26 protein-coding genes and 1 tRNA gene are annotated in these 26296 nt (G+C 73.2%); 14 read left to right on the top strand and 13 right to left on the bottom strand.

Annotated elements, in window-relative coordinates; all coding sequences use genetic code 11:
- Positions 1-33: 33 nt before the first annotated feature.
- Positions 34-798, bottom strand: a complete 765-nt coding sequence (locus FFT21_RS11670) for a Fic family protein (RefSeq protein ID WP_192909491.1) — start codon at positions 796-798, stop codon at positions 34-36.
- 349 nt (positions 799-1147) lie between these two features.
- Between FFT21_RS11670 and FFT21_RS11665 the strand changes: the two genes are divergently transcribed.
- The 4 genes from FFT21_RS11665 to FFT21_RS11650 all read left to right on the top strand — a co-directional run bounded on the left by FFT21_RS11665 (position 1148) and on the right by FFT21_RS11650 (position 5735).
- The gene (locus FFT21_RS11665; protein WP_137813840.1) at positions 1148-1771 is read left to right on the top strand and encodes an acetate uptake transporter; all 624 of its coding nucleotides are present in this window, start codon (positions 1148-1150) and stop codon (positions 1769-1771) included.
- Between the two features lie 183 nt (positions 1772-1954).
- Positions 1955-3940, top strand: a complete 1986-nt coding sequence (gene acs / locus FFT21_RS11660; RefSeq protein WP_137813839.1) for an acetate--CoA ligase — start codon at positions 1955-1957, stop codon at positions 3938-3940.
- A gap of 306 nt (positions 3941-4246) precedes the next feature.
- Positions 4247-4747: a phage holin family protein gene (locus FFT21_RS11655; RefSeq protein WP_137813838.1), complete on the top strand. Its 501-nt coding sequence runs from the start codon at positions 4247-4249 to the stop codon at positions 4745-4747.
- Between the two features lie 28 nt (positions 4748-4775).
- Positions 4776-5735 (top strand): alpha/beta fold hydrolase, encoded by a 960-nt coding sequence (locus FFT21_RS11650; RefSeq protein ID WP_137813837.1) that lies wholly within the window; start codon positions 4776-4778, stop codon positions 5733-5735.
- 52 nt (positions 5736-5787) lie between these two features.
- Here the strand turns inward: FFT21_RS11650 and FFT21_RS11645 are convergent, their stop codons facing one another.
- The 4 genes from FFT21_RS11645 to nth all read right to left on the bottom strand — a co-directional run bounded on the left by FFT21_RS11645 (position 5788) and on the right by nth (position 9381).
- The gene (locus FFT21_RS11645; protein ID WP_137813836.1) at positions 5788-6972 is read right to left on the bottom strand and encodes a MarP family serine protease; all 1185 of its coding nucleotides are present in this window, start codon (positions 6970-6972) and stop codon (positions 5788-5790) included.
- A complete protein-coding gene (locus FFT21_RS11640; protein WP_137813835.1) occupies positions 6959-7738 on the bottom strand; it encodes an NUDIX hydrolase in 780 nt (259 codons plus the stop codon). The genes FFT21_RS11645 and FFT21_RS11640 overlap by 14 nt, the downstream gene beginning before the upstream one ends.
- A 136-nt stretch (positions 7739-7874) precedes the next feature.
- Positions 7875-8504 carry a TlpA family protein disulfide reductase gene (locus FFT21_RS11635; RefSeq protein WP_137813834.1) on the bottom strand — a complete coding sequence of 210 codons (630 nt, stop codon included), beginning with the start codon at positions 8502-8504 and terminating at the stop codon, positions 7875-7877.
- 109 nt (positions 8505-8613) lie between these two features.
- A complete protein-coding gene (nth, locus tag FFT21_RS11630; protein ID WP_137813833.1) occupies positions 8614-9381 on the bottom strand; it encodes an endonuclease III in 768 nt (255 codons plus the stop codon).
- A 203-nt stretch (positions 9382-9584) separates the two neighbouring features.
- Between nth and FFT21_RS11625 the strand changes: the two genes are divergently transcribed.
- From FFT21_RS11625 to FFT21_RS11610, 4 genes are all read left to right on the top strand, one after another.
- Positions 9585-9845: a hypothetical protein gene (locus tag FFT21_RS11625; RefSeq protein ID WP_137813832.1), complete on the top strand. Its 261-nt coding sequence runs from the start codon at positions 9585-9587 to the stop codon at positions 9843-9845.
- 233 nt (positions 9846-10078) lie between these two features.
- A complete protein-coding gene (locus FFT21_RS11620; RefSeq protein ID WP_137813831.1) occupies positions 10079-10753 on the top strand; it encodes a Crp/Fnr family transcriptional regulator in 675 nt (224 codons plus the stop codon).
- A gap of 697 nt (positions 10754-11450) precedes the next feature.
- Positions 11451-12761 carry an MFS transporter gene (locus FFT21_RS11615; RefSeq protein WP_137813830.1) on the top strand — a complete coding sequence of 437 codons (1311 nt, stop codon included), beginning with the start codon at positions 11451-11453 and terminating at the stop codon, positions 12759-12761.
- Positions 12758-13492 carry a DNA polymerase III subunit beta family protein gene (locus FFT21_RS11610; RefSeq protein ID WP_137813829.1) on the top strand — a complete coding sequence of 245 codons (735 nt, stop codon included), beginning with the start codon at positions 12758-12760 and terminating at the stop codon, positions 13490-13492. The genes FFT21_RS11615 and FFT21_RS11610 overlap by 4 nt, the downstream gene beginning before the upstream one ends.
- A 24-nt stretch (positions 13493-13516) precedes the next feature.
- Here the strand turns inward: FFT21_RS11610 and FFT21_RS11605 are convergent, their stop codons facing one another.
- Both FFT21_RS11605 and FFT21_RS11600 read right to left on the bottom strand, forming a co-directional pair.
- Positions 13517-14332, bottom strand: coding sequence for an MBL fold metallo-hydrolase (locus tag FFT21_RS11605; protein ID WP_137813924.1), 816 nt, complete (start codon positions 14330-14332; stop codon positions 13517-13519).
- Between the two features lie 19 nt (positions 14333-14351).
- Entirely contained in the window at positions 14352-15224 is an 873-nt protein-coding gene (locus FFT21_RS11600; protein WP_225978316.1) for an NUDIX hydrolase, read from the bottom strand.
- Between the two features lie 78 nt (positions 15225-15302).
- On the opposite strand from FFT21_RS11600, the gene FFT21_RS11595 reads away from it, so the two are divergent.
- Complete coding sequence (locus FFT21_RS11595) at positions 15303-16199, top strand: Gfo/Idh/MocA family protein (protein ID WP_137813827.1); 897 nt, start codon at positions 15303-15305, stop codon at positions 16197-16199.
- Positions 16200-16291: 92 nt separating this feature from the next.
- Here FFT21_RS11595 and FFT21_RS11590 read toward each other — a convergent pair whose 3' ends face one another.
- The 4 genes from FFT21_RS11590 to sp36 all read right to left on the bottom strand — a co-directional run bounded on the left by FFT21_RS11590 (position 16292) and on the right by sp36 (position 19072).
- Positions 16292-17554, bottom strand: a complete 1263-nt coding sequence (locus tag FFT21_RS11590) for a hypothetical protein (RefSeq protein WP_137813826.1) — start codon at positions 17552-17554, stop codon at positions 16292-16294.
- Positions 17555-17672: 118 nt separating this feature from the next.
- Positions 17673-18299 carry a hypothetical protein gene (locus tag FFT21_RS11585; RefSeq protein WP_137813825.1) on the bottom strand — a complete coding sequence of 209 codons (627 nt, stop codon included), beginning with the start codon at positions 18297-18299 and terminating at the stop codon, positions 17673-17675.
- Between the two features lie 155 nt (positions 18300-18454).
- Positions 18455-18913 (bottom strand): RidA family protein, encoded by a 459-nt coding sequence (locus FFT21_RS11580; protein ID WP_137813824.1) that lies wholly within the window; start codon positions 18911-18913, stop codon positions 18455-18457.
- Entirely contained in the window at positions 18914-19072 is a 159-nt protein-coding gene (gene sp36 / locus FFT21_RS11575; protein WP_137813823.1) for a Sp36 family protein, read from the bottom strand. It abuts the gene before it with no gap.
- 112 nt (positions 19073-19184) lie between these two features.
- On the opposite strand from sp36, the gene bagA reads away from it, so the two are divergent.
- Positions 19185-20189: an ATPase BagA gene (bagA, locus tag FFT21_RS11570; protein ID WP_137813822.1), complete on the top strand. Its 1005-nt coding sequence runs from the start codon at positions 19185-19187 to the stop codon at positions 20187-20189.
- 154 nt (positions 20190-20343) lie between these two features.
- Positions 20344-21456: an ATPase BagB gene (bagB, locus tag FFT21_RS11565; RefSeq protein ID WP_192909500.1), complete on the top strand. Its 1113-nt coding sequence runs from the start codon at positions 20344-20346 to the stop codon at positions 21454-21456.
- Positions 21457-21514: 58 nt separating this feature from the next.
- On the opposite strand, the gene FFT21_RS11560 is transcribed toward bagB, so the two are convergent.
- Entirely contained in the window at positions 21515-21817 is a 303-nt protein-coding gene (locus tag FFT21_RS11560; RefSeq protein ID WP_137813821.1) for a WhiB family transcriptional regulator, read from the bottom strand.
- A 237-nt stretch (positions 21818-22054) separates the two neighbouring features.
- On the opposite strand from FFT21_RS11560, the gene FFT21_RS11555 reads away from it, so the two are divergent.
- Positions 22055-24505: a transglycosylase domain-containing protein gene (locus FFT21_RS11555; RefSeq protein WP_137813820.1), complete on the top strand. Its 2451-nt coding sequence runs from the start codon at positions 22055-22057 to the stop codon at positions 24503-24505.
- 88 nt (positions 24506-24593) lie between these two features.
- On the opposite strand, the gene FFT21_RS11550 is transcribed toward FFT21_RS11555, so the two are convergent.
- A complete protein-coding gene (locus tag FFT21_RS11550) occupies positions 24594-25064 on the bottom strand; it encodes a GatB/YqeY domain-containing protein (RefSeq protein ID WP_137813819.1) in 471 nt (156 codons plus the stop codon).
- A 131-nt stretch (positions 25065-25195) separates the two neighbouring features.
- Here FFT21_RS11550 and FFT21_RS11545 point away from each other — a divergent pair, with 131 nt between their 5' ends.
- Together FFT21_RS11545 and FFT21_RS11540 are read left to right on the top strand one after the other, a co-directional pair.
- Positions 25196-26152, top strand: coding sequence for a metallophosphoesterase (locus FFT21_RS11545; RefSeq protein WP_225978315.1), 957 nt, complete (start codon positions 25196-25198; stop codon positions 26150-26152).
- Positions 26153-26168: 16 nt separating this feature from the next.
- Positions 26169-26242, top strand: a tRNA-Pro gene (locus FFT21_RS11540).
- Positions 26243-26296: the final 54 nt, after the last annotated feature.

Genomic DNA, 26296 nt, shown 5'->3' with positions numbered 1-26296 from the left:
CCCCGAACGGGGGAGCCGGCTGGTCCTCGACCCTCAGGCCGGGCTGGCCACCGCGTCGGCGATGCCGGCGCCCTCCTTCGCCCCGGCCTGCACCGCGTCGCAGCAGAACAGCAGCCAGCGGCGCACCCCGTCGGAGTCGCCGGTGGCGAACGCCCGGGCGGCCTCGAGGTACTCGTCGCGCCGGCGCAGGTAGAACACCTCGGGCACGGCGAGGCCCTTCGGGTCCAGCCCGGTCGCGATCGCGGTGAGCCGGGCCGCGGCCCTGGCCACCACCCCGTTACCGGCCTCGAAGGGGGCGAGCGCGAGCAGTTCGCCGTGCACCACCGCGGCCAGCACCGGACCCGGTACCTCCGTCTTGCCGGCGACCAGCCCGGCCAGCAGGTCCAGCCGGGCGGACACGCCGGCGGCCGGCCGGGGCCGGCCCAGCGAGTCGGCCTGGGCCACCGGGACCAGATCGGCCGCGGCCAGCACGTGCAGCCGCGCCAGCGCCTGCAGCGGGGCCCGCTGCCAGGTGGTCAGCAGCAGCCCGATCGACTCGGCCACCCGCAGCGCGCCGGCCAGCACCGGGTCGGTGACCTCGCCCGCGGCCGGTATCTCCGGGTCACCCCCGTCGAGCGCGGCGGACGCCCGGGCGGCGCGGACGGAAGCCTCGGCGGCGGTGGCCGGCCACCCCCTCCGGTTGGCCGGATGCCGGTGTACCTCGTCGACCGCCGTACGGGCGGCGCGAACCGCGTCCGGGACACCCGGCAGGTCCAGCAGCGGGTGCAACGGATCCGTGGGCGCAGCCTGGTCGCTCACGGTCACGACAGTACCCCGTGCGCCCCCGACCTCCGCCGACCACCTCGGCCGGTCGGCGTAACCCGCCGGCAACACGCACGGCCCGATCACTCTCTCGATACCCACTCAAACGGAGATCAGACTGAGCCGTTCAGGTGAACCTATGCGGCCGAACGTACCGCTTACCGCACACAACTCTCCGGTCATCGATCAGTTGTTCACATGATCCACCCGGAGGGACTACGCCAGGAGTGCAGTGGGTCACCACTGCGCCGCAACTTGGCGGTCGGACGAGTGACCGTCGCAGCGCCGTGGACCGCACAGGTCACCACCGCAGCCGAACCCTGGAAAGGTCGGGGAGGAGAAGGACATGGCAACCAAGGACGTCGTCAGCGAGACCCCACAGGCTGATCCCACCGCGCATATCGCAGACCCGGGGCCGCTGGGCCTCGCCGCGTTCGCCATGACGACGTTCGTGTTGAGCGCATTCAACTCGGGACTCGTCGCCGATGAGAAGCTCAAGGCGGTCGTGCTGCCGCTCGCGCTGTTCTACGGAGGGCTGAGCCAGTTCATGGCCGGCATGTGGGAGTTCCGCAAGGCCAACACCTTCGGTGCGCTGGCCTTCACCTCCTACGGCGCGTTCTGGCTGTCCTTCGCGGCCTACGCCAAGTACATCGAGCCGTCGCTCGGTGCCAACTCGGCCAAGGCCACCGGGATCTACCTGCTGGGCTGGACCATCTTCACCGCCTACATGACCGTGGCGGCGGTGCAGGTCAACGGTGCGGTGTTGAGCGTCTTCGTGTTCCTGACGCTGACCTTCCTGGCGCTGACCGTCGGGGAGTTCACCGGGACCAAGTCGATCGCGCACGTCGGTGGGTACCTCGGTCTGATCACCGCGGTGCTCGCCTGGTACACCTCGTTCGCCGGAGTCACCAACTTCACCTTCAAGCGCACCGTGCTTCCGGTCGTTCCGCTGACGCCGAAGACCGCCTAACCCGCACCACCGCGCCCTTGTGCGGCCCTGGTCGGCGGTCTTGACGGCCGCCGACCAGGGCCACGTAATGGTCTGGACCTTTTTGGGCAAGGGGCCTGTCGGGGCGGGGCGGATCGCACTACGGTCTGGAACCGGCCCGAGGAGGCCCTCGCGACGAGTAATGACGTATCAGGAGGTCGGCAGATGACCCAGCCGTCGGACCAGAGCACCGCTCTGGACAACCTGCTCACCGAGAGCAGGGCCTTTCCACCCAGCGAGGAGTTCGCCAAGCAGGCCAACGCGGACGCCTCGCTGTACGAGGAGGCAGCCACCGACCGTGAGGCGTTCTGGGCCAAGCAGGCCGAGCGGCTGCACTGGGAGACGCGGTGGAGCCAGGTGCTGGACTGGTCCAACGCGCCCTTCGCGAAGTGGTTCGTCGGCGGCCGGCTGAACGTGGCCTACAACTGCGTCGACCGGCACGTCGACGACGGCCACGGCGACCAGGTCGCGATCCACTGGGAGGGCGAGCCCGGGGACACCCGCACCATCACCTACGCCGACCTCAAGCGCGAGGTGAGCAAGACCGCCAACGCGTTGCTGTCACTCGGCCTGGAGACCGGTGACCGGGTGGCCATCTACATGCCGATGATCCCCGAGGCGATCTTCTCCATGCTCGCCTGCGCGCGGCTCGGCCTGACCCACAGCGTGGTCTTCGGCGGCTTCTCCGCGGAGGCGCTGCGCTCCCGCATCGAGGACGCCGAGGCCAAGCTGGTGATCACCACGGACGGCCAGTACCGGCGGGGCAACCCGGCGCCGCTGAAGCCCGCGGTGGACGAGGCGGTGGCCAAGACCCCGACGGTGCGCAACGTGCTGGTGGTCCGCCGCACCGGCACCGAGGTCGACTGGACCGAGGGCCGCGACCTGTGGTGGCACGACGTCGTGGAGGGCCAGTCGGAGGAGCACACCCCGCAGGCGTTCGACTCCGAACACCCGCTGTACATCCTCTACACGTCGGGCACCACCGGAAGGCCCAAGGGCATCCTGCACACCTCGGGCGGCTACCTCACCCAGTGCGCATACACCCACAACGTGGTCTTCGACCACAAGCCCGGCCAGGACGTGTACTGGTGCACCGCGGACATCGGCTGGGTGACCGGGCACTCCTACATCGTCTACGGCCCGCTGGCCAACCGCGTGACCCAGGTCGTCTACGAGGGCACGCCGAACACCCCGCACGAGGGCCGGCACTGGGAGATCGTGCAGAAGTACAAGGTCTCCATCTACTACACCGCGCCCACCCTGATCCGCACGTTCATGAAGTGGGGCCACGACATCCCGGCCAAGTTCGACCTGTCCTCGCTGCGGGTGCTGGGCAGCGTCGGCGAGCCGATCAACCCCGAGGCGTGGATGTGGTACCGGGAGCACATCGGCGGCAACCGCTGCCCGATCGTGGACACCTGGTGGCAGACCGAGACCGGGGCGATCATGATCTCGCCGCTGCCCGGTGTCACCGCGGCGAAGCCGGGTTCCGCGATGGCGCCGCTGCCCGGCGTCTCCGCCCGGGTCGTCGACGACACCGGCACCCCGGTCGGCAAGGGCGGCGGCGGCTACCTGGTGCTGGACAAGCCGTGGCCGTCGATGCTGCGCGGCGTCTGGGGCGACGAGCAGCGCTACCGGGAGACCTACTGGTCGCGGTTCGCCGCCCAGGGCTTCTACTTCGCCGGTGACGGCGCGAAGTACGACAGCGACGGCGCGGTCTGGCTGCTCGGCCGAGTGGACGACGTGATGAACGTGTCCGGGCACCGGATCTCCACCACCGAGGTGGAGTCCGCGCTGGTCTCGCACCCGAGGGTGGCCGAGGCCGCGGTGGTCGGCGCCACCGACCCGACCACCGGCCAGGGCATCGTCGCGTTCGTGATCCTCCGCGGCGGCGCCAGCTCCGAGGAGGAGGGCGCCGCGCTGGTCAAGGAACTGCGCGACCACGTGGCCAAGGAGATCGGCCCGATCGCCAAGCCGAGGCAGATCATGGTCGTGCCGGAGCTGCCCAAGACCCGGTCCGGCAAGATCATGCGCCGGCTGCTGCGCGACGTCGCGGAGAACCGCCAGCTCGGCGACGTCACCACGCTGCAGGACTCCTCCGTGATGGACCTGATCAAGAGCGGCCTGGCCAAGTCCAGCGGCGACGACTGACCGCCCGTTCGCCCGGCCGGACGTGGCGACACCGCCGGGCGGGAACAGGCACGGAAGCCAACTGTCGCGCGGGCGGAGCGGCCCCCGGTGCCCAGGCACCGGGGGCCGCTTCGTGCTGACAGCCTGTTCCGGAACAGGGGAAACCGCAGGACCAGCCAGGGAACGCGGCGGCGGGGCTCCGCACCGGCCCGACCCGCCGGGCCATGCCATGCCGAGCCCGGCGACGTGATCGCGGCGCACCTTCCGAACAGGCTCCGATGGCGCGGCCAGCCGAACGGCCGGAAGCGTGCATGGCACGATGACCCGGTGACCCGCGCCCAGCACCATTCCAACGGCAGCCACGGGGGGAACGGGGTTCCCCCGATTCCGTCGATTCCGCTGTCCGCCGACAACTCGACCGATCCGGGCGAGCAGTCGATCGGCGAGCTGGTCCGTGACGCCACCACCCACCTGTCCACGCTGATCAGGGCCGAGGTGGAGCTGGCACGGTCGGAGATCGCCGGCGAGTTCCGCAAGGGTCTCCGGGGCAGCGTCTACTTCACCATCGCGCTGGCCGTCCTGGTGTTCAGCTCGTTCTTCTTCTTCTTCGCGATCGCCGAGCTGCTCGCCGACCTGGGGCTGTACCGGTCGGCGTCGTTCGGCATCGTGTTCGGTGTGATGCTGCTCACCGCCGGCCTGTTCGCGCTGCTCGGCTATCGCAAGGTGCGCCGTATCCGGGCTCCGGAACGCACCATCAGCAGCGTCAGAGACACCGCGGCGGCGCTGCGGCACCGGGGTGACCACACCGCCGGCGCCCCGGAGTCCTGACCGCGGGCAGCCGGCGCGGCGGGCAGGCGTGCGAGTTCCCCCCGACCCGTCCACGGTCCGGATCAGCGGCCCGTGGAGCCACCGCGACGTCTCCGCGAACGGCATCCGGCTGCACGTGGCCGAGGCCGGCGACGGTCCGCTGGTGCTGCTGCTGCACGGCTTCCCGGAGTTCTGGTGGGCGTGGCGGCACCAGATCACCGCGCTGGCCGAGGCCGGCTACCGGGCGGTCGCGGTGGACCTGCGCGGCTACGGCGACTCGGACAAGCCGCCGCGCGGCTACGACGGCTGGACGCTCTCCGGTGACGTGGCCGGGCTGATCAAGGCGCTGGGCGAGCGGCGGGCGGACCTCGTCGGGCACGCCTGGGGCGGCATGCTGGCCTGGACGGTGGCCGCGATGCACGCGCGGCTGGTCCGCTCGCTGGCCGTGCTGGCCGCGCCGCACCCGCTCGCGCTGCGCAGCGCGTTCTGGCGCACCGCGGCCCGGCGGTACGGGCACAGCCAGGCGCGGGCGGCCGGCCACCTGCTGCGGTTCCAGGCACCGCTGCTGCCGGAACGGCACCTCACCCGGGAGCGCGCCGCCGCGGTGGAGCGGCTGATGCGCGCCTGGTCCGGCCCGAAGTGGCCGCTGGATCCGGAGTTCGCCGAGGTGGCGCGGCGGAACCGGGAGGCGATGCTGGTCCAGGGCGTCGCGCACAGCGCGCTGGAGTACTACCGCTGGGCGGTGCGCTCGCAGCTGCGCGGCGAGGGGCGCCGGTTCGCCGAGGCGATCGAACGCCGGCTCACGGTGCCCGTGCTGCAACTGCACGGCGCGCTGGACCGGTGCATGCTGCCGGCCACCGCGCAGGCCTCGGCCGGCTGGCGCGGCCCGCACTCCCGCTACCAACCGCTGGCCGAGGTCGGCCACTTTCCGCACGAGGAGGACCCGCACACGGTCAGCCGGCTGCTCGTGGAGTTCCTCGCGCACCGCCCCGACCCAGACGCGAGCTGACCCCGTCCGGCCCGAATCAGACACCGACGACAGCAACCCGAGGTTTCGCAAGTCAGGTGGCGCAACTGCCGGTGGACACCTTCCGGTTGAGGTCCGATGCCGCGGACGCCGCGGCGGCCACCTGCCTGGCGGTCAGCACGAACCCGGTCTCCGGGTCGTCCACCGCTGCGCCGAACACCACGCCGAGCACCCTGCCCTGCGGGTCGATCAGCGGCCCTCCGGAGTTCCCGCTGCGCACCGTGGCCCGCACCGTGTAGACGTCCCTGGTCACGGTCCTGGCGTCGTAGATGTCCGGGCCGCGGAGTTGGATGCGTTCGCGCACCCTCGCCGGCGACGCCGTGTACGGGCCGTCCAGCGGGTAGCCCAGCACCACGGCGTTCTCGCCGCTGGTGGCGGCCCGGTCGTCGAAGGTCAGCGGCGCGGCGGTGAGGTCGGGGACGGCGAGCACCGCCACGTCCACCTCGGGGTCGTAGTAGACGACCCGCGCCTCCAGCTCACCGCGGCCGACCTCGACCAGGGCCTCGTCCGTTCCGGCGACCACGTGCGCGTTGGTCATCACCCGCTGCGGCGCGATGACGAACCCGCTGCCTTCCAGGGCCCGCGAGCAGGACGGCGCGCGGCCGCGCACCTTGAGCACGCTGGGCCGCACCCGGTTCACCACGGCGCTGTTCTGCAACGCGGTGTCCGGCGGGCTGACGTCGGCGATCGGGGTCCGGGCGAACGGGTCGATCGCGGCGGGGAAGCCGGACACGTCCAGCAGTTGCCGCAGCTCGCCGGGCAACTGCTGGGCCTCGGCGGGCATCATCGAGTTGACCGTGCCGAGGACGGCGGACCGGTTGATCGCGCCGGCCAGCCCGGGCAGGCCGACCACGGAGGTGAGCGGCAGCGCGATCAGCCACGCCACCACGAACACCACCGCGCCCTGCACCACCGCGCCCAGCGCGTTGTCCACCCCGGTCAGCGGGGTGCGGTTGACATGCCGCTTGATCGCCCGGCCGACATAGACGCCGAGCGTCTCGCCCAGCGCGACCAGCAGCACGACGATGGCCACCGCGAAGGACACCCGGGTGGCGACCGAGGAGAACTGGTCCACCACCAGCGGCGCCACCCGGACACCGAGGATCGCGCCGCCGAGCACGCCGGCGAACGCGGGCAGCGCGGTAACCATGCCCTGCCTGGCGCCGGAGACGGCGGCGAGCACCGCGAGGGTGATCACCAGCAGGTCAACCCAGTTCACGCCGCACCTCCGAGTCTGAAGGCGAATCCGCTCCGGCACCGGGGCCGGTGGTGTCGCCGTCCCGCGACTGCCGCCGGCCCATTTCCTCGGCGGCACGCCAAGCCGCGTCGAGATCTCGGAGGTCCGTGTCGTCCCACGGCCGCTCCCAGCCGGCAAGCGAGAGTAGTTCGGTGAGCAGGCCCGCGGTGAAGCCCCAGACGAGCATCCCGGGCAGGGCGAAGGCCGGGCCGTAGTAGCCGCTGGTGTGCCGCACCCGGAACCGGTTCGCCGGGTTGGCCAGGTCCGCGATGGGCACCCGGGCCACCGCACTGGTCTCCGCCGGGTCGACCGGGTGCACCGGGCAGGGCTCCCGCCAGTGCGCCAGCACCGGGGTCACCAGGAACCCGGACACCGGGATGTACAGCTCGGGAAGCAGCGCGACGGGGCGCACGCCGTCCGGTCGCACGCCCACCTCCTCCTCCGCCTCGCGCAGCGCCGTGGCCACCGGACCGGCGTCGCCGCGCTCCGCGGCTCCCCCCGGGAAGGCCACCTGTCCCGGATGCGAGGGCAGCGTGTCGGCCCGGCGCAGCAGCAGGACGTCCGGGCCCGAGCCGGGGCCGGCGCCGTCCTCACCCAACAACACCAACACGGATGCCGGGCGGATCCGGTCGGCTCGGGGCGGCGCGAATCTGGTGAAGGTGCGGGCGTCCAATTCACCGGACAACCGCACCAGCCCGGACAGCCACTCCGGGACGTCGTCGGGGGCGGCCAGCGGTCCCGAACTCATGCTGCTCGCTCCGCCGGTCCGCGCGCGGCCGCGACCGCGTCGCCCGGGAATCCCGCACCGCCGCTCACGGCGTCCGCCCATTCCGCGAGTTCGCGCGCGTCGTGGTCACGTTGGCTGACGCGGCGTGACGCACGCATCAGGGAGCCACCCCCAGGTACCTGGACACCGCCTGGCGTACCTGGTCCGGCGAGCCGAACGGGGTGGGTGGTCGCACCTGCTCCACCGAGCCGTCCGGCCGCACCACGTAGCTGACCGGCAGGTAGCTGGGCAGCCGCAGGGCCCTGCCAACGGCTCCCGACGAGTCGGCCACGGTGGGGAGGTGCACGCCGAGGTCGGTCAGCAGCTTCAGGCCGTCCGCCGGGGTGCTCTGCACCTGGACGGTGACCACCGGCACCGTGCCCGGCTGGTCCGCATAGGCCTGCAGCGCGGGCAGTTCCTCCCGGCACGGCTGGCACCAGGAGGCCCACACGTTGACCAGGGCCGGGTGTCCGGCCAGTGCCGCGCCCAGGTCCACCGGGTCACCGGTGGCCAGGCAGGTGCCGGTGGCGTCGCGCAGCGGCCCGCCGGTCTGGGCGCCCGGCGCGGGCCGCGGGCAGGGCCGCAACGCGGCGGCCGCGCGCAGCGGGGCGGTGTCCACCGAGGGCGCGGTGGGCGCGGGCGGGATCGCGGTGCCCCCGCCGCCCCGGTGCAGCCACGGCCATAGCGCGACCGCCGCCGCGACGACCACGACGGCGGCCACCAGGGCCCAGCGCGCCCGTGAACTCAACCGATCGCCTCCTTTTCCGCGCGGCCGCGGGGCCGGGACGCGCGGAGACGGTCGCTCTCGGTACCACCGCCTGAGGTGCTCGTCTCCGTGCGTTCGCGCGCGACCGCGGTCATCGGGGAGCCGCCTCGCTGCCGCCCCGGCCGCCGTCGTCCGCGTTGCCGCCGTTGTTGGCCCGGCCCAGCCGCTCTCCGGCGCGGACCCGCTCGGCCAGCGCCAGCAGGTGTTCCGTCTCCGGCCCCTTGACCAGCCTGGCGGCCTGCGCCGGATCGACCGGGCCCTCCCCGGAGGAGGGGCAGTCCGGCGCCAGGAAGCAGGCGCCGCAGGCTGGCCGGCGCGAGTGGCAGACCCGCCGGCCGTGGAAGATCACCCGGTGCGAGAGCATTGTCCACTCCTTGCGCGGCACCAGCTCGCCGACCGCGTGCTCGATCTTGACCGGGTCGGTCTCGGCGGTCCACCGCCAGCGGCGGACCAGCCGGGCGAAGTGGGTGTCCACGGTGATCCCCGGGACGTCGAAGGCGTTACCGAGCACCACGTTCGCGGTCTTGCGGCCGACTCCGGGCAGCGTGACCAGGTCGGACATCCGGGCCGGCAGCTCGCCGTCGAACCGTTCCACCAGCGCGGCGCCGAGCCCCATCAGCGAGTTGGCCTTGCTCCGGAAGAACCCGGTCGGCCGGAGCAACTCCTCCAGTTCGGCACGGTCGGCGCCGGCGTAGTCCTCGGCGGTGCGGTACCTGGCGAACACCTTCGGCGTCACCTCGTTGACCCGCTTGTCGGTGCACTGGGCGGAGAGGATCACCGCGACCACGAGCTCCAGGGGGTTGGTGAAGTTCAGTTCGCAGTGCGCTCCCGGGTATCCCTCGGCCAGTGCCCTCACCATCCTGCGGGCGCGCCTGACCAGCGCGGTCCGACTCTCCTGGGCGGTCGAGGAGGCCGCGGACGGAGCCCCCGCGGATCGGCGAGTGACGGGTCGCACGCGTCCAGCGTACGGGCGGGCGTAGGCTCGACGTCCGGCGGTCGGACAGCCGAGACGGCACCCCGGATGTGCGACCCCTGACCCGATGCGCGAGGATCGGCCCCATCATGACTCCTTGGTTCGTCATCGCCGTACCGCTGGTGATCATGCTCTTCGCGCTCTTCATGGAGCGCGTCGAGGCTCGACTCCGGCACGTCGCCGTGCAGGAGGACGAGGTGGAAGAGTTCCTGGAGCAGGCTCGACCGGACGAGGTCAAGGCTCTGTACGGCCACGGCATCGGTCGCGCCCTGGAGCTGTTCCGGCTGCGGCGGCTCGGCGGGCGGGCAAGTAGGGTTCGCCCGAAGCGCAAGCGGGCGCCGGTCGGCTGACGGAGACGGGCACCGAGCGAACGCCCGCGAGCGCGGCGCACGGCGCGACGCGTTCCCGCGGGCTGTGCGAGACGTTGCCGTGCGTGTGCGGAGCGTTCGGTGGCGGCCGCCCATCGGGCGATCTGTAGCGCACGTCATAGACTGCACCAAATGATCGGCGGCACGGCGTCGACACCCGCTGGTGCGGGGTCGGCTCCACGAACGGCCGCCGCGTCTCGACAGGAGGAGACGAGGTGGACGAGACCCTGGCCCGCGCGGGCATCTTCCAGGGCGTAGAGCCGGCTGCCGCGGAAGCTCTCGCTCAGTCGCTGGAGACCGTGGAGTTCCCGCGCGGCCACGTGATCTTCGCCGAGGGCGAGCCCGGCGACAGGCTCTACATCATCCAGTCCGGCAAGGTCAAGATCGGCCGCAAGTCCCCGGACGGCCGGGAAAACCTGCTGGCCATCATGGGCCCTGCCGACATGTTCGGCGAACTGTCGATCTTCGACCCCGGCCCGAGGACCTCGACCGCGACCACGGTCACCGAGGTGCGCGCGGTGTGCATGGACCGGGCGGCGCTGCGCGAGTGGATCGGCAAGCGGCCGGAGATCGCCGAGCAACTGTTGCGGGTGCTGGCCAGGAGGCTGCGCCGGACCAACAACATGCTCGCGGACATGATCTTCACCGACGTGCCCGGCCGGGTGGCCAGGGCACTGCTGCAGTTCGCCCAGCGCTTCGGCAGCCAGGAGGCGGGCCTGCTCCGGGTCACCCACGACCTGACCCAGGAGGAGATCGCGCAGTACGTCGGCGCCTCCCGGGAGACGGTGAACAAAGCCCTGGCCGACTTCGCGCACCGCGGGTGGCTGCGCCTGGAGGGCAAGAGCGTGCTCATCCTCGACCCGGAGCGGCTGGCCCGCCGGGCGCGCTGAGCCACGACTCGTAACGCCACGCCGCCGGCGAGGTCAGGCAGGTAACGGGCCCGGCACGGCCGGGGTGCGCCCGGCGTGCCCCCGGCCGTGCCGGCGAGCACCACAGCGGGCGGTCCCCTTCGTGACGCCGGCCGGCCGAACCGGCGCCCGCGGGCCCGCGTATCAACCGGAAACGTCCCCGAACGCCACGAGAGGACCGGGCGCCACCCCGAAAAGCGCTCCGGTCCCCTCGTGTTCCGCGTGACGCGTCCCCCGACGGCGCCACGCTCTCCTCCGGTCTTCAAGGCCCCGACCTGATCACCGGAGGGAGGCCTGTGTGGTTGTCGTCTCCGATTGTTCCCCTCTTTTGCTCCCGGGAAAACGCCGGGGCGGCAAAAGCTCGGCCCTGGACCGTCGATCAACAGCTACGCGTTGCGCGACTTTCTACACGCTGGGTCATCAGGTTGGCGGTATGCCTGCCCCGATGACACCTTGCCGGCCACATCCTGCGAGGACTGTCACCCTCTAGGACTCCACCAGTCGCATCCGGGTTGCCTCTGAGCACGCTGAGGGCGCGTCGTCGTTATCTAATCGCAACCTTAGCGCGGGGTTGTACTGGCGGCGGCGAGCACGGATCCGACCGGCCCGGAGAGGACACCACGCCGGGCCGCGGAAAACAACTAGTACGCCCGTACCAGAGTTTGCCACACTGGTACGCATGTCCCAATCTGCCCGGCTCGCCGACTACCGCACCGCGCTGACCACCCCGGCCGCGCGCGGCCCGGTCATCGCCGCGGCGGTCGCCCGATTCCCCATCGCCATGGTGGGCCTGTCGCTGCTGCTGTACGTGCAGCGGACCACCGGCTCGTTCGCGGTCGCCGGTGCGGTGTCCGCGGCCGGCCTGGTCGGCCTCGCGGTCGGTTCGGTCGTGCAGGGCCGGCTGATGGACCGGCTGGGTCCCAGCCGGCCGATCATCGTGGCGGCGGCGCTGTTCGGGCTGGTCGTCGCGGCCACGGTGGTGGCGGTGGAGGCGCGGGCGGCCGAGCCGGTGCTGCTCGCACTGGCGTTCGCCGAGGGCCTGACCGAGCCGATGGTCGGCTCCGCGTCCCGGGCGATGTGGTCCCGGGTGCTCCCGCCCGGGCCGGCCCGGCACGCCGCGTACGCCTACGAGGCGATCAGCATGGAGGTGTTCTTCGTTCTCGGGCCCGCCGCGTCCGGGCTGCTGCTCACGGCTCCCTGGCCGGGTACCGGGGTGGTGGTGGGTGCGGCCGGCATGGCGGCCGGCAGCCTGGTGTTCGCGCTCACCGGCACGGTGCGTTCCTGGCGCGGCTCCACCGAGCGGGACCGGGCAGCGGCGCAGGGTGAGCACCGGGGCGGCGGCCGGGGGCTGCTCGGCGCGCTGGCTGGCGCCGGGATACGCACGGTCGCGCTGGCCGCGCTCGGCATGGGCGCGGTCATCGGCTTCATCGAGGTGGCGGTGCCCGCGGCGGCCACCCGGGCGGGGCAGCCGGCCGCCGGCGGCCTGCTGCTCAGCCTGTGGTCGGTCACCTCGGTACTGGCCGGCGTGCTGTACGGCAGACGCCCGTGGCCGCGGCCGCTGCACCTGCGGCTGCCGGCGCTGCTGGCCGCGTTCGCCGCGCTGGTGCTGCTGCTCGCGGCGCCGACCACGCTCACCGGCCTAGCGGTCGCGATGCTGCTCGCCGGCACGATGATCGCGCCGCAGACCACCACGCACTCGGCGGCGCTGGAGCAGGTCGCGCCGGCCGGCACGATGGCGGAGGCGTTCGGCTGGGTGATCACGGCCATCATGCTGGGCCTGGCCGCGGGGCAGTCGCTGGCCGGGCAGATCGTGGAGCGGTTCGGGCCGCCCTGGGCGCTCCTGGCCGCGGCCGCCTGCGGGTTGCTCGTCGCCGGCGCGGTGTGGCTGGCCCGGCACACGGTCGCCGCCGGCGCGGGATCCGCAGGCGCTGGCCGCTCGCGATCGGCGCCGGGATTCCGTCGGGGGTCGCGGCTAGCGTCCCGGTCATGACGCCCGAGTTGGATCTGACCGGCGCGACGGCCGCACTGGCGGCCGCGGCCATGGACGTGACGCGGCTGCTGCCCGGCCGCCCGTACGACCCGGTGCTCGCCGGGATGCTCGTGGCGGCGGGGCGGGACGGCGTGGTACTCGCCGGCACTGACCGGGAGCGCGCCGTCCGGCTGGCCCGCCCCGCGGTGTCACATGTGGACGGTCGGGTGCTGGTTCCGGCCCGCCCGCTGGCCGAGACACTGCGCGCGCTGGACGCCGAGCAGGTGCGGCTGGTGATGGAGGGCGGCAGGCTCGCGGTGCGCACCCCGGGGGCGCGGTTCGCGCTGCCGTTGCTGGACGTCGACCTGCATCCTGGCGTGCCGGTGCCAGCAGGACCAGCCGATCGCCGTCGCCGCGCAGGTGCACCCCGGTGCACAGCGGCAGCGCGCCGTCCCACGATGCGGTGGCGGCGACCACGGCGAGCGCCGAGGCGAACGGCTCGGCCGCCACCTCGCCGACCCGCCCCGGCGGAAGTGGTCAAGGCGGACGTGCGGGGCGGCCGGGCCCAGCCCAGCTACCAGGCTCGGTACCTGGCCGACGCGTTGCGCCCGTTCGCCGGCGGCCGGGTCCGGCTCGACGTCCAGGCCCGCCGCACGGTGTTCACCCGGGCCGAGGAGCCCGCGGAGCGGGACGCGCCCGGCGCCCGACTGGAGTACGTGGCCGCGCAGACGATCACACCGCCGACACGCTGACCGGCCGGCACGCGGGCGGCGGTGTCACCCGTGCTCGCGCAGGTACTCGAGCTGCGCGCGGACGGAAAGCTCAGCGGCCGGCCACAGCGCGCGGTCCACGTCGGCGTAGACCACCTCCACCACGTCCCGCGCCGTGGCGTCCGGGCCCAGCCGGTCCAGCGCGGCCCGCACCTGCGCCAGCCGCTGCTCCCGGTGCGCCAGGTAACCGCGTGCGGCGACGCCGGCGTCCGGCAGTTCCGGGCCGTGCCCGGGCAGCACCGCGGTGCCGGGGGCCAGGTCGGCGAGCCGGCGCAGCGACTCCAGGTAGTCCGCCAGCCGGCCGTCCGGGTGGGCGACCACGGTGGTGCCCCGGCCGAGCACGGTGTCCCCGGTGAGTACCGCCGGCTCGTCGTGCTCCACCAGGAAGCACAGCGAGTCCGCGGTGTGCCCGGGCGTGGCGAGCACCCGGATGTCCAGGCCGGCGGCGGACACCACCTGGCCGCCGGTCAGCCCCTCGCCGCCGAGGCGCAGCGCCGGGTCCAGCGCCCGCACTTCAGCGCCGACCAGCTCGCCGAACCGGCGGGCGCCGTCGGCGTGGTCCGGATGCCCGTGGGTGAGCAGCACCACCGCCACCGGCCCGTACCCGGCGAGCCGGGTCAGGTGCCGCTCGTCGTCCGGGCCGGGGTCGACGACCACGCACTCCGCGCTGCCCGGCGCCCGCAGCAGCCACGAGTTCGTGCCGTCCAGGGTCATCGGCGACGGGTTGTCCGCGAGCAGCACGGACGCCGTGGCGGTAACCGGCCGCAGCACCCCATAGGCCGGATGCTCGGCCCGCTCACCGCGCGGTCGGGCGGCGCTCATCGGGTCGCCCCGGCGGGCGTCATCGGGACTCCAGGTCGTCATCGGGCCGGGCGTCCAGGTGGGTCGCCGCGGCGTCGTACTCCGGATCGTCGGGCAGCACCACGCGCAGCACGCCGCCCCGGCGCACCACCCGCGGCATGATCGCCGTGATGGTGCGCTCGGCGGCCATCGCCTCGGCCACCGAGCGGTACTTGGCCAGCTCCGCCAGCGTCGTCCAGGTCGGCGGGAGCAGGAAGCGCCGGCCCTGCTTCCAGTCGGCCAGCGCGTCCTCCGGCCGCCGCCAGGCGACGTCGTCGGCCTCCCTGGTCACCGCGTCGGCCCGCTGCCCGTCCGGCAGGGCCGCGACGAAGAACCGGGTGTCGTAGCGGCGGACCTCCTCCTCCGGCGTGATCCAGTTGGCCCACGGGCGCAGCAGGTCGGCGCGTAGCACCAGCCCGGCGTCAGCGAGGAACTGGGCGAGCGAGATCTCCCTGGTCTCCAGGGCCCGCCGGGCGTCGCCGTAGGCGGCGGTGTCCGCCACCACGCTGTGCGCGTCGGGGCCGGCCAGCAGCACCCCGGCCTCCTCGAACGTCTCCCGAACCGCCGCGCACACCAGCGCGGTCGCGAGGCCGGCTTCGCAGCCGAAGCGGCGGGCCCACCAGGCCGGCTCGGGACCCGTCCAGCCCACCGAGACGTCGGCGTCGCGCGGGTCCACTCCGCCGCCGAGGAAGGCCGTCATGCCGGCGGCGAAGGCCATCCCGGCGGCGCGGCGTAGCAGCAGCGCCTCGGGCCCGCAGGCGGTGTCCCGCAACAGCACCACGCTGGCGGCGTCTTTCGGGGTCACCGGCCCGCCGGCGGGCGGCCCCGGGGCGAACCCTTCGGGCAGGACGAGATCATCGGGCAGTTCCGGCACGCGACCGAGCCTAGGCGTTACCGGAAGTGCGCGGGAACGGTGCCACATGGCGGTAACGGTGTTCGGCAGGATGGGAGCGTGACCGAGCAGTTGCGAGTGGGTCTCGTCGGTGCCGGGCCGTGGGCGCGCACCGTGCACGCGCCGTCGATCGCCGACCATCCGGGCACCCGGCTGGCCGCGGTGTGGGCCAGGCGCCGGTCGGCGGCCGAGGAACTCGCCGGCGCGCACGGCGCCGAGGTCGCCGACGACCTCGACGAACTGGTGTCCACTGTGGACGCCGTCGCGTTCGCCGTGCCACCGGACGTGCAGGCGGAGCTGGCCACCGAGGCAGCCGCGGCCGGGCGGCACGTGCTGCTGGAGAAGCCGATCGCGGCCACTGTGGACGGTGCCGTCCGGCTCGCCGGCACGGTGGCCGACCGCGGCGTGGCGTCGCTGGTCGGCCTGGTGCGCCGGTTCGCCCCGGAGACCCAGCGGTGGCTCGAGGAGCTGGCCCGGCTCGGATCCTGGGTCGGTGGGGGCGCCCGCTGGCTGAACGGCGCACTGCTGGACGGGCCGTACTCGGCGTCGCCGTGGCGGCGGCGCCACGGCGCGCTCGTCGACGTCGGCCCGCACGCGCTCGACCTGCTGGACGCGGCGCTCGGCGAGATCACCGAGGTGCTGGCCGCGCACCGCTCCCCCGAGGACCTGTGGCACCTGGTGCTCGGCCACGCCGGCGGAGCGACCAGCACGGTGACGCTGTCCTTGCGGTTGCCGCTGCGGCCGCCGGTGGCCGAGCTCTTCGTCTACGGCGAGCACGGGCACCGCGCGCTCGGCGGGTGGAACACGCCGCCGCGGGAGTGTTTCACCGCACTGCTGGACGACTTCGTCGCGATGGTGGCGAGCGGCACCACCACGCACCCGTGCGACGTCCGGCGCGGCCTGCACCTGCAGCACCTGCTGCACGCCGCGCGCCGCGCGGCCGGGCAGGCGGACTGATGCCACGGATGCTGGTGTGGCGGCCCGCGGCCTTCCCCGGGCGGCCACACCAGTTCCCCCGCGCGCACCCCGTCACGCGGCCTGGGACATCCTCAGCCGGCGGGCGGGTAGGGCGGCGGGCGGTGGCCGTTCACCAGCTCCGGCCCGGACCGGCCGCCAAGGCCGTGCACGGTCTGGCTGAACCCGCCGCGCTCGCCGGAGCGGTCCACCTGCCACCTGTTGCTCGACGCGGCCCCACCGGCCGAGCGGCGGGCGCGTTGCTGCTCGCGCTGGGCGAGTTCCTCGTGCAACTGCCGCAGCAGCTCGCGTTCCTTGTCGTTGAGCCGGCCGTCCACCGAGGGCGGCAACGACGGCACCGGGGCCGGCTCGTCCCGGAAGTCCACATCGGACGGTTCGTCGCCGGCGGGCACCGGGTCGATCGCCGGCTCGGCGAGTTCGGCCTCGGCGGAGATCGCGTCGTCCGCCGACGCGCCGATGGGTTCGGCGACGCGGGTGTGGTCCTCCGGCCGGTGCCCGGCCGGATCGTCCGATATGGACTCCGCGAGCGGCTCCCCAGCCTGCCCGCGGACCTCGATCCGGTCCGGCAGCACGGGGACCGCCCGCAGCATCCTGGTCGACGTGGCCGCGTCGACCTCGACGTCGGGCGCGCTGGCACGGTCCGGAACACGCTCCGAGTCATCCGGCTCGGCGCGGTGATGGCGGGAGGCGTGCCGGGTCGCCGACTCGAATGGCCGGGAGCCGTTCTGCCCGCCGGTGAACGCCACCGGCTGCGCGGCCGCAGCGGCCTGCTGGTGATACTCGGTGCGCTCGACGCCGGGGCGGAGCACCTCCACCACGGCGCGCACCCCGGCCCGGCGCAGCACGTGTTCCACCCGGTACGCAGTGGCCGGCGGGTGACCGTCCGGGCCGACCTCGACCAGCACGACCCGCTGCGGCAGCGGCCCGGGTGCGGCGCCGGCCGGCGTCACCCGCCACGTCGAGCCGACCGCGAGCACGTCCGGCAGCACGTCCAGCACACCGCGCAGCGTCTCCGCCAACCCGCCGCCCGGTTCGGAGCCACCGGAGAACCGGTGCCGCACCACCGGAACGGAGTCGGCGACCACCAGGTCGTCGGCGAGCCTGGGATCGGAGCGAACCTCGTCCAGCATCCGGCTGATCTCGACCCGCTCCCGCGCGGTCACCGGCACCCGGCCGGCGACCAGCGTGCCGACCAGCAGGTCGACGGCCCGGTCGAGTTCCGCGACGGCGGTCAGCTCGCGGATCTCGGACAGCGCGTCGTCGTCGATCCGGCCGGCCATCGCCAGCAGCAGGTCATGCAGTCGGACGGGTAGTTCGGTGCCGTCAATCTCCGCCACGCCACGTCTCCTTTTTCCCGAACCGCCGAGTGGCCACGCCTCAGTGCCTGTTCCTGAACACGCCCTGGCGCGTTCTCATACTCGTCATCGCAGGTCAGTCCACTTCCGGAACAGGCTGTCAGCCGGACGCCAGCAGCCCGGCGCCAGCCGCGGCACCGGTGCACACCAGCTCCGAAGCCCCCAGCGCCTCCCGGTGGTAGGACGGCAGTTCCATATCCGGCGGCAGCACCTCGACACAGGGCTCGTGCTCGCCCAGCGCGCGGAGCACGCGCTGCAGCTCGCCGGTCAGTTGGGCCTGCCCGGCCAAGGCGCTCACCAGGATGATTCGCTTGGCACCGCCCTCCTGGGAGCGGCTCTGCCGCCAGCAGCCACGGACCTCGCCCACCTCCTGGCGGCCACGGAGCGTGGCGCCGAGCACTGCGGCGGCGGAGTCACCCATGTCAACTCGATCGGGTGATTCCGGTGTGAAGGTGTAGCGGAGCGACGGCGGTTCGTCCACCCCTGGAATCGAACTGATAAGTCCGCCGTCGGCGCCGGGCTCGCGCAGCGCCATGAACATCAGGTCCCGCTCCCGCTCGGTGACCGGGATGCGGTCACGCAGCAGCGTTCTGGGCAGTTCCCGTGCCAGCGACCCGATCGCGCCGCCGGCCAGCCAGTCCCGTAACCGCCACAGCCGCCGGTCCGGCAGCCGCCCGGCCAACCGCAACAGCAGCTCGTGGCCGGCCAGCTCCGCGCTCTCCGCCATGCCCTGCCCCTTCTCGAAGCGGGCGCCGCGCGCACCGGCCCGTACGCCCCCAACGTCGTGCGGCGGTCACCGTACCCCGTATGGGTGATACCGGCGCAAGATGATCGGACCACTGAACGCGCGCCGAGTCATCCCGGGCAGGCAGCTCGAGCGGTTCAGGAGACCTCGACGACCAGCTCCACCTCGACCGGCGCGCCGAGCGGCAGTTCCGCCACGCCCACCGCCGACCTGGCGTGCTGGCCGGCCTCGCCGAACACCTCGCCGAGCAGTTCGGAGGCGCCGTTGAGCACCGAGGGCTGGCCGGTGAAACCCTCCGCGGAAGCCACGAAACCGACCACCTTCACCACCCGCACCACGGCGTCGATGCCGACCAGGCCATGCACCGCGGCCAGCGCGTTCAGCGCGCAGGTGCGGGCGTGCTGCTTGGCCTCCTCGGGGCCGATCTCGTCGCCGACCTTGCCGGTCGCGGCCAGCGTGCCGGACACGAACGGCAGCTGGCCGGAGGTGTAGACGTGGTTCCCGGTACGGATCGCCGGCGCGTACGCCGCCACCGGCGCCGCCACCGGGGGAAGCTCGATGCCCAGCTCGGCCAGGCGCTGCGACCAGGTGGCCACTCAGGACTCCTTCGGCCGCTTCAGGTAGGCGACGAGCTGCTCGCCGGTCGGGCCGGGCAACACGGTGACCAGTTCCCAGCCGTCCTCGCCCCACTGGTCGAGGATCTGCTTGGTGGCGTGGACCAGCAGCGGAACCGTGGCGTACTCCCACTTCGTCATGGCCCGCAAGCCTAACGATCCACCACCGGGCCGGGTGCGACGCCGGTGGAAGAGAGATGCGCCACCACTCCTCCGGCGGGCTCGCCGCATCCGGCCCACCTAGTCTGGTCGGGTGGCCCTGCCGATCGCCGGTTGGACGGAAGAACTCGCCCGGGTGCGGCTGCACGTGGTCACCGGAAAGGGTGGCACCGGGAAGACGACCGCGGCCGCCGCGCTCGCGCTGGCGCTCGCCACGGGCGGCCGCAGGGTGCTGCTCGTCGAGGTGGAGGGGCGCCAGGGCATTGCCCAGGTGTTCGACACCGCGCCGCTGCCCTACGCCGAGCAGCGGATCGCGGCGGCGCCGGGTGGGGGCGAGGTGCGCGCCCTGGCGGTGGATGCCGAGGCGGCGCTGCTGGAGTACCTGTCGATGTTCTACAACCTCGGCTTCGCCGGCCGGACCCTGCGCAGGATGGGCGCGATCGAGTTCGCCACCACGCTCGCCCCCGGCCTGCGCGACGTGCTGCTCACCGGCAAGGTCAAGGAGTGTGTGGGGCGCACCGACAACCGCGGGAGGCACGTCTACGACGCGGTGGTGCTGGACGCCCCGCCGACCGGCCGGCTGGTCAAGTTCCTGGACGTCACCCGGGCCATGGCCGACCTGGCCAAGGTGGGGCCGATCAAGGAGCAGAGCGACGGCGTGGTGCGGCTGCTGCACTCCGGCGACACCGCCGTGCACCTGGTGACCCTGCTCGAGGAGATGCCGGTCCGGGAGACCATGGACGCCGTGGCCGAACTGGACATCGCCGACCTACGACCGGGCGCCGTGATGATCAACCGGGTGCGCCCGCCTCGACTGTCCGCCCGGTCCACCACCGCGGCCGCCAGCGGCCGGGTGGATGCCGCCCGGGTGCGCTCCGGGCTGGAGGCGGCCGGGCTGGAGCTGGACCCCGCCTGCCTGGACGGGCTGGTCGACGAGACCGTCGAGCACGCCGTCCGGGTGCAGGTCGAGCAGCAGGCCAGGCAGCAGATCGCCGAGATCGACCTGCCGCTGCTGGAGCTGCGCGACCTCAACGGCGGGGTGGACGTCGGAGGGCTCTACGAGCTGGCCGAGGCGCTGACCGACCAGGGAGTGCGGTAGCCATGCCCCGAGCCACGGCCGGCCCGACGCCCAGGGTCGCGGAGGAACAGCGGTGAGCGAGCCGATCGAGGAGCAGGAGCCGGCCGAGGAGATGGTCGAGCGGGCGGAGCCGGTCGAGGCGGGCAGCCACCCGCACCCGCACCGTCCACCTCGGATGGACGTGGACGCGTTGCTGGACGACCGGGGCACGCACATCGTGGTGTGCTGCGGGTCCGGCGGGGTCGGCAAGACGACCACGGCCGCCGCGCTGGCCCTGCGGGCCGCCGAGCGAGGCAGGCGGACCGTGGTGCTCACCATCGACCCGGCCCGCCGGCTGGCCCAGTCGCTGGGCCTGCGGGAGCTGGACAACCAGCCGCGCCGGGTGCACGTCGCGAACCTGCCGTCGGGCGGCGAGCTGAACGCGATGATGCTGGACATGCGCCGCACCTTCGACGACATGGTGCTGGCGCACGCCAGCGACGGCCGGGCCGAGCAGATCCTGGCCAACCCCTTCTACCAGACCATCTCCACGTCGTTCTCCGGCACGCAGGAGTACATGGCCATGGAGAAGCTGGGTCAGCTCGCCGCCACCGGCCAGTGGGACCTGATCGTGGTGGACACCCCGCCCAGCCGTTCCGCGCTGGACTTCCTGGACGCGCCGCAGCGGCTCGGCGCCGTGCTGGACGGCCGGCTGATCCGGATGCTCTCCGCGCCGGCCCGGGCCGGTGGGCGGAGCATCCGCAGGCTGGTCGGGGCGGGGTTCGGGCTGTTCGCCCGTGCGGTATCCACCATCGTCGGCGGCCAGATGCTCGCCGACGCGTCCGCGTTCGTGCAGGCCTTCGACACCATGTTCGGCGGCTTCCGGGAACGCGCCAGGCAGACATACGAGCTGCTGCGCTCGCCGGGCACCGCGTTCCTGGTGATCGCCGCTCCGGAGCCGGACGCGCTGCGCGAGGCGTCCTACTTCGTGGAGCGGCTGGCCGCGGAGCAGATGCCGCTGGCCGGCCTGGTCGTCAACCGCACCCACCCGGTGCTGGCCCCGCTACCCGCGCCGCGGGCGCTGGCCGCGGCCGAAGCCCTGGAACGCAAGGGCGAGGCGCCGCTGGCCGCGGCCGTGCTGCGGCTGCACGCCGACCGGGTGGCCGTGGCCGACCGGGAGAAGCGCATGCTGGCTCGCTTCACCCGGGCGCACCCCTCGGTGGCGGTGGTGGGCGTGCCGGCGCTGCCCACCGACGTGCACGACCTGGACGGGCTGAGGGAGATCGCCCGCCGGATGGCCGGTGAGTGACGGGGCCGGCCGCCGCCGGGTGGAGCCGGCGGCTGGGCCGGGCGTATCCGGAGCCGGGTCAGCTCACCCGGCACTCCTCCTCCATGGCGTGCTCCCGGCGGGCCGCTTCGAGCAGCTCGCGCCAGGACGGCACGTCCGGCCGGCGACGCAGTAACGCCCGGCGCTCCCGCTCGGTCATGCCGCCCCAGACGCCGAACTCGATCCGGTGATCCAGCGCCTCGGCCAGGCACTCGGTGCGGACCCGGCAGCCGAAGCACACCACCTTGGCCCGGCGCTGGTCGGCCCCCCGGACGAAGAGTTGGTCGGGATCTCGGTCCCGGCACGCCGCGTCGAGTCGCCAGTCCCCCTGTGCAGAACTCATGACCCCCAGCTCCTACGGGTCTTCCCGACTTCCCCTCGATGCCCCCCTCGGCAACGAGGTCCCCTAGGCTGCCCGTCAGCATGACGAGCCACCGTACGGGTGCTGTCGACAGACGTTGACGGACTGTAGAGGCATCCGGTTCCACGGCCAACACCGGGTTGCCTAGCTGTGATCTTCCGTCACTCCTTGTAGTGGGATCGCGGGTGTCGCTGCGCTGACCGTCGTACGCTGATCGCCGTGCGTCACACCGACGGCGTGCTGAAACTGCTCGGGCTCTGCGGACTGGCCGGAGTGCTGGTAGCCGGCGTGCTCTTCCCCGCCGTCGGCGCGGCCGGCATGGTCTCCAACCGGGCCAGCGACACCGTCGACGCCACCTCCACCGACCTGGCCGGCACCGACCCGCCGCTGATGACCACGATCACGGACCGCGACGGCGTGCCGATCGCCTACCTGTACGAGCAATACCGGGTGCTGACCCCGCCGGACAAGATCGCGCCGGCGATGAAGGCGGCCATCGTCGCCGTGGAGGACCGGCGCTTCTACGAGCACCAGGGCGTGGACTGGCGGGGCACCGTGCGCGCCATGCTCACCAACGAGATGAGGGGCACGGTCACCCAGGGCGCGTCCACGCTGACCCAGCAGTACGTCAAGAACTACCTGGTCTCCGTGGTGGCCAGGAACAACAAGGAGGAGCAGCAGCGGGCGCAGGAGCAGACCGTGGCGCGCAAGCTGCGCGAGGCACGGATCGCGCTGCAACTGGAACACCGGCTGAGCAAGGACGAGATCCTCGCCCGGTACCTGAACATCGTCCCGTTCGGCGCGAACATCTACGGCGTCGGCGCGGCCGCGCAGGCGTACTTCGGCACCACCCCGGAGAAGCTGAGCGTGGCCCAGGCCGCGCTGCTGGCCGGCATGGTGAACAGCCCGATCGCGCTCAACCCGCTGAACTACCCGGAACGCGCGCTGGAGCGCCGCAACGTCGTCATCGACAAGATGGTGGAGAGCGGCAGCCTGGACCCGGGCCTCGCGGCCGAGGCGAGGCGCGAGCCGCTCGGCATCGTCAACCCGATGCACGTGCCCAGCAGCAACTGCATCGGCGCCGGCCCGGCGTTCGGGTTCTTCTGCGCCTACGTGGTCGACTACCTGGAACGCTCCGGGTTCACCGCGCAACAGTTGCGCACCGGCGGCTACACGATCAGGACGACGCTGGACCGCAACGCCAGCCTGGTGGCCAAGCAGGCCGCCGAGGCGCACGTACCCAAGACCACCGACGGCATCGCCAACACCATGGCCATCGTCCAGCCGGGCCGGGACCGGCACCGGGTGGTGGCGCTGGTCGCCAACCGGGACTACGGGCTGGACCAGGACGCCGGCCAGACCACCCTGGACCTGCCCAGCGGCGTGCAGAACATGTTCGGTGCCGGGTCGATCTACAAGATCTTCACCGCGGCGGCCGCGCTCGACAGGGGCATGGGCATCTTCAACCGGATCGACGTGCCGCAGGTCTACGTCTCGCACCGGTACGTCACCGGCGGCCGGGCCGACTGCCCGCGCACCGGGCACTACGACGACCGCTGGTACTGCGTCACCAACGCCTCCAACGGCTATCCCAGCTCGATGACCATGCAGCAGGCGCTGGCCAGCTCGCCGAACACCGGGTTCGTCAGCCTGGTCGACCAGATCGGCATGGAGCCGGTGCTGGACATGGCTCGGCGGCTGGGCCTGCGGGACAGCCTGCAGACCAACGAACTCGGCCAGCCGCCCAGGGCCGGCGCGGAGCGCCAGGAGATCAGCCAGCCGCAGATCGAGTACTTCCGGGACAAGCCGTCGTTCACCCTGGGCCCGTCCCCGGTGAGCACCCTGGAACTGGCCAACGTCGCCGCCACGCTGATGAGCGGGGGCCGGTGGTGCCCGCCCACCCCGATCGAGGCGGTGCTGGACGCCGAAGGCCGGCCGGTGCCCGTGAATGAGGCGCCGTGCGAGGCGGCCGTCCCGGAACCGCTGGCGAACACCCTGGTGGAGGGCCTGAGCCGGGACGACGACCCGGCCATGGCCGGCACCTCGGCCGCCGCCGCCGCGGCGGCGCACTGGAAGCGCCCGCTGATGGCCAAGACCGGCACCACGCAGACCAACTACTCGGCGGGCTTCGTCGGCGCGGTGCCGCAGTACGCGGGCGCGGTACTCACCTTCAACGACGGCCCCCGGCCGAGGACGATCTGCGCCACCACGCCGCCCCGCCTCGCGGTCGACTGCAAGGGCATCTTCGGCGGCACGGTGCCGGCGCCGACCTGGTACGACGCCATGACGAAGATCCTCGCCGGGCAGCCGGTGCTGCCGCTGCCGCCCGGCGACCCGCGCTACGAGCACGGCGGCGACGAGACGCAGATCCCGAACGTGGTCGGCGAGGACGTCGAGGACGCCACCAACCGGCTGCACCAGGCCGGTTACGACGTGGTCACCCGGGCCCGCAACTCCGCAGCTCCCGGCGGCACGGTGGTCGCGCAGAGCCCGCGCGGCAACGCCCTGCCCGGCACCACGGTCACGCTGTTCGTCAGCACCGGGTACCTGCCGGTGCCGCAGACCACGGCCGCGCCGCCACCGCCACCGCCACCGGTCGTGGTTCCCGGTCCCGGTCCCGGCATCCCACCGCCGGGCCCGTTCGGCTGGTGGCCAGGGCGCGGCCGGTAGCGGCCCACCAGTGTCGAACCCGGCCGTGGCGGCACCGCCGGGGTCGAGGCGCGGCCGTGCGGCATCGGCGGCACCCTGGATGGGCGGCTCAGCCGTGCAGGCGGGCGCGGACCAGCCCGGCCACCCGGCCGCCCTCCGCACGGCCGGCGACCTTCGCCTGCGCCGCCTTCATCACCTGGCCCATCTGCTTCGGCCCCGGCCGCTCCCCGAGCCGGGCGGTGACCTCCTCGATCGCCTGACCGACCAGTTCGCCCAACTCCTCGTCGGAGAGCTGCGCCGGCAGGTACCGCTGCAGCACCTCGCCCTCGGCACGTTCCTTGGCCGCCAGGTCCTCCCGCCCGGCCGCGGCGAACGCCTCGGCGGCCTCCCGGCGCCGCTTCGCCTCTCTGGCCAGCACCCGGACGACCTCGTCGTCGCTGAGCGCGCGGGCCTGCGCGCCGGAAACCTCCTCGTTGGTCACCGCGGCGAGCGCCATCCGGAGGGTGTCGACGCTGGTGGTGTCACGCGTCTTGATCGAGTGGGCGAGATCCGCCTGCAGCCGTGCCTTGAGCTCCGCCATGACCACAAAAGTTACCCGCCGCCACGGCCGGGCCGGAGGTTTACCCGATGCCGTCACCCGGCCGGGCGTGCCGGACCCCGAGCGGGGTCGACTTGCCCAACAGGTGCCCACGCACCGTAGGCTGCCACGTCGTGAACACGCTTGGCCGGGTCATCCTTGGGACGTTCGCCCTCGGCACGGGCACGCTCGCCTACGCCGCCGGACTGGAGCGGCGGCGCTGGACACTGCGCCAGGCGACGCTGCCGGTGCTGGCGGAGGGCGCTCCGCCGCTGCGCGTGCTGCACATCTCGGACCTGCATATGATGCCGGGACAGAAGTCCAAGCAGCGCTGGGTGGCGGAGCTCGCCGATCTGGAACCGGACCTGGTCGTCAACACCGGTGACAACCTCGCGCACCGGCAGGCCGTCCCCGCCGTGCTGCGCGCGCTGGGTCCGCTGCTGGACCGTCCCGGGTTGTTCGTCTTCGGTAGCAACGACTACTACGCGCCCAGGCCGAAGAACCCGGTGCGGTACCTGACCAAGAGCCGCAAGCGCATCCACGGCGTGCCGCTCCCCTGGCGGGACCTGCGCGCGGCGTTCGTCGAGCGAGGCTGGCACGACATGACCCACACCCGGCGCACGCTGACGGTGAACCGCCAGAAGATCGCCGTCGCCGGGGTGGACGACCCGCACCTCCGGCGGGACCGTTACGCCGACATCGCCGGCACCCCGGACCCGTCCGCGGCGCTGCGGCTGGGCCTGACCCACTCCCCCGAGCCGCGGGTGCTGGACGCCTTCGCCGACGACGGCTACGACCTGGTGATGGCCGGCCACACGCATGGCGGCCAGCTCCGGCTGCCCGGCTACGGCGCGATCGTGACCAACTGTGAGCTGGACCGCTCCCGGGCCCGCGGGGCCTCCCGCTGGGGCGCGCACATGTGGCTGCACGTCTCCGCCGGCCTGGGCACCTCGCCGTACGCGCCGGTCCGGTTCGCGTGCCCGCCCGAGGCGAGCCTGCTCACCCTCGTGCCGCGGCGCAATCCCGCTGGTCACGACGATGATCCCGCGATGCGCGGGGTCGGTTTCGAGGCGGACGCGGACATCCGTTAAACTTTCCGGCGTCCAACGGGGTGTGGCGCAGCTTGGGAGCGCGCTTCGTTCGGGTCGAAGAGGTCGTGGGTTCAAATCCCGCCACCCCGACAAGGGACACTGCAGGCCAGGGGCCGTTCACCGCGAGGTGGACGGCCCCTGGCA

Source organism: Gandjariella thermophila, assembly GCF_005405885.1.
GTDB classification, from domain to species: Bacteria; Actinomycetota; Actinomycetes; order Mycobacteriales; family Pseudonocardiaceae; genus Gandjariella; species Gandjariella thermophila.
This window is presented reverse-complemented; position numbering and strand designations above follow the sequence as displayed.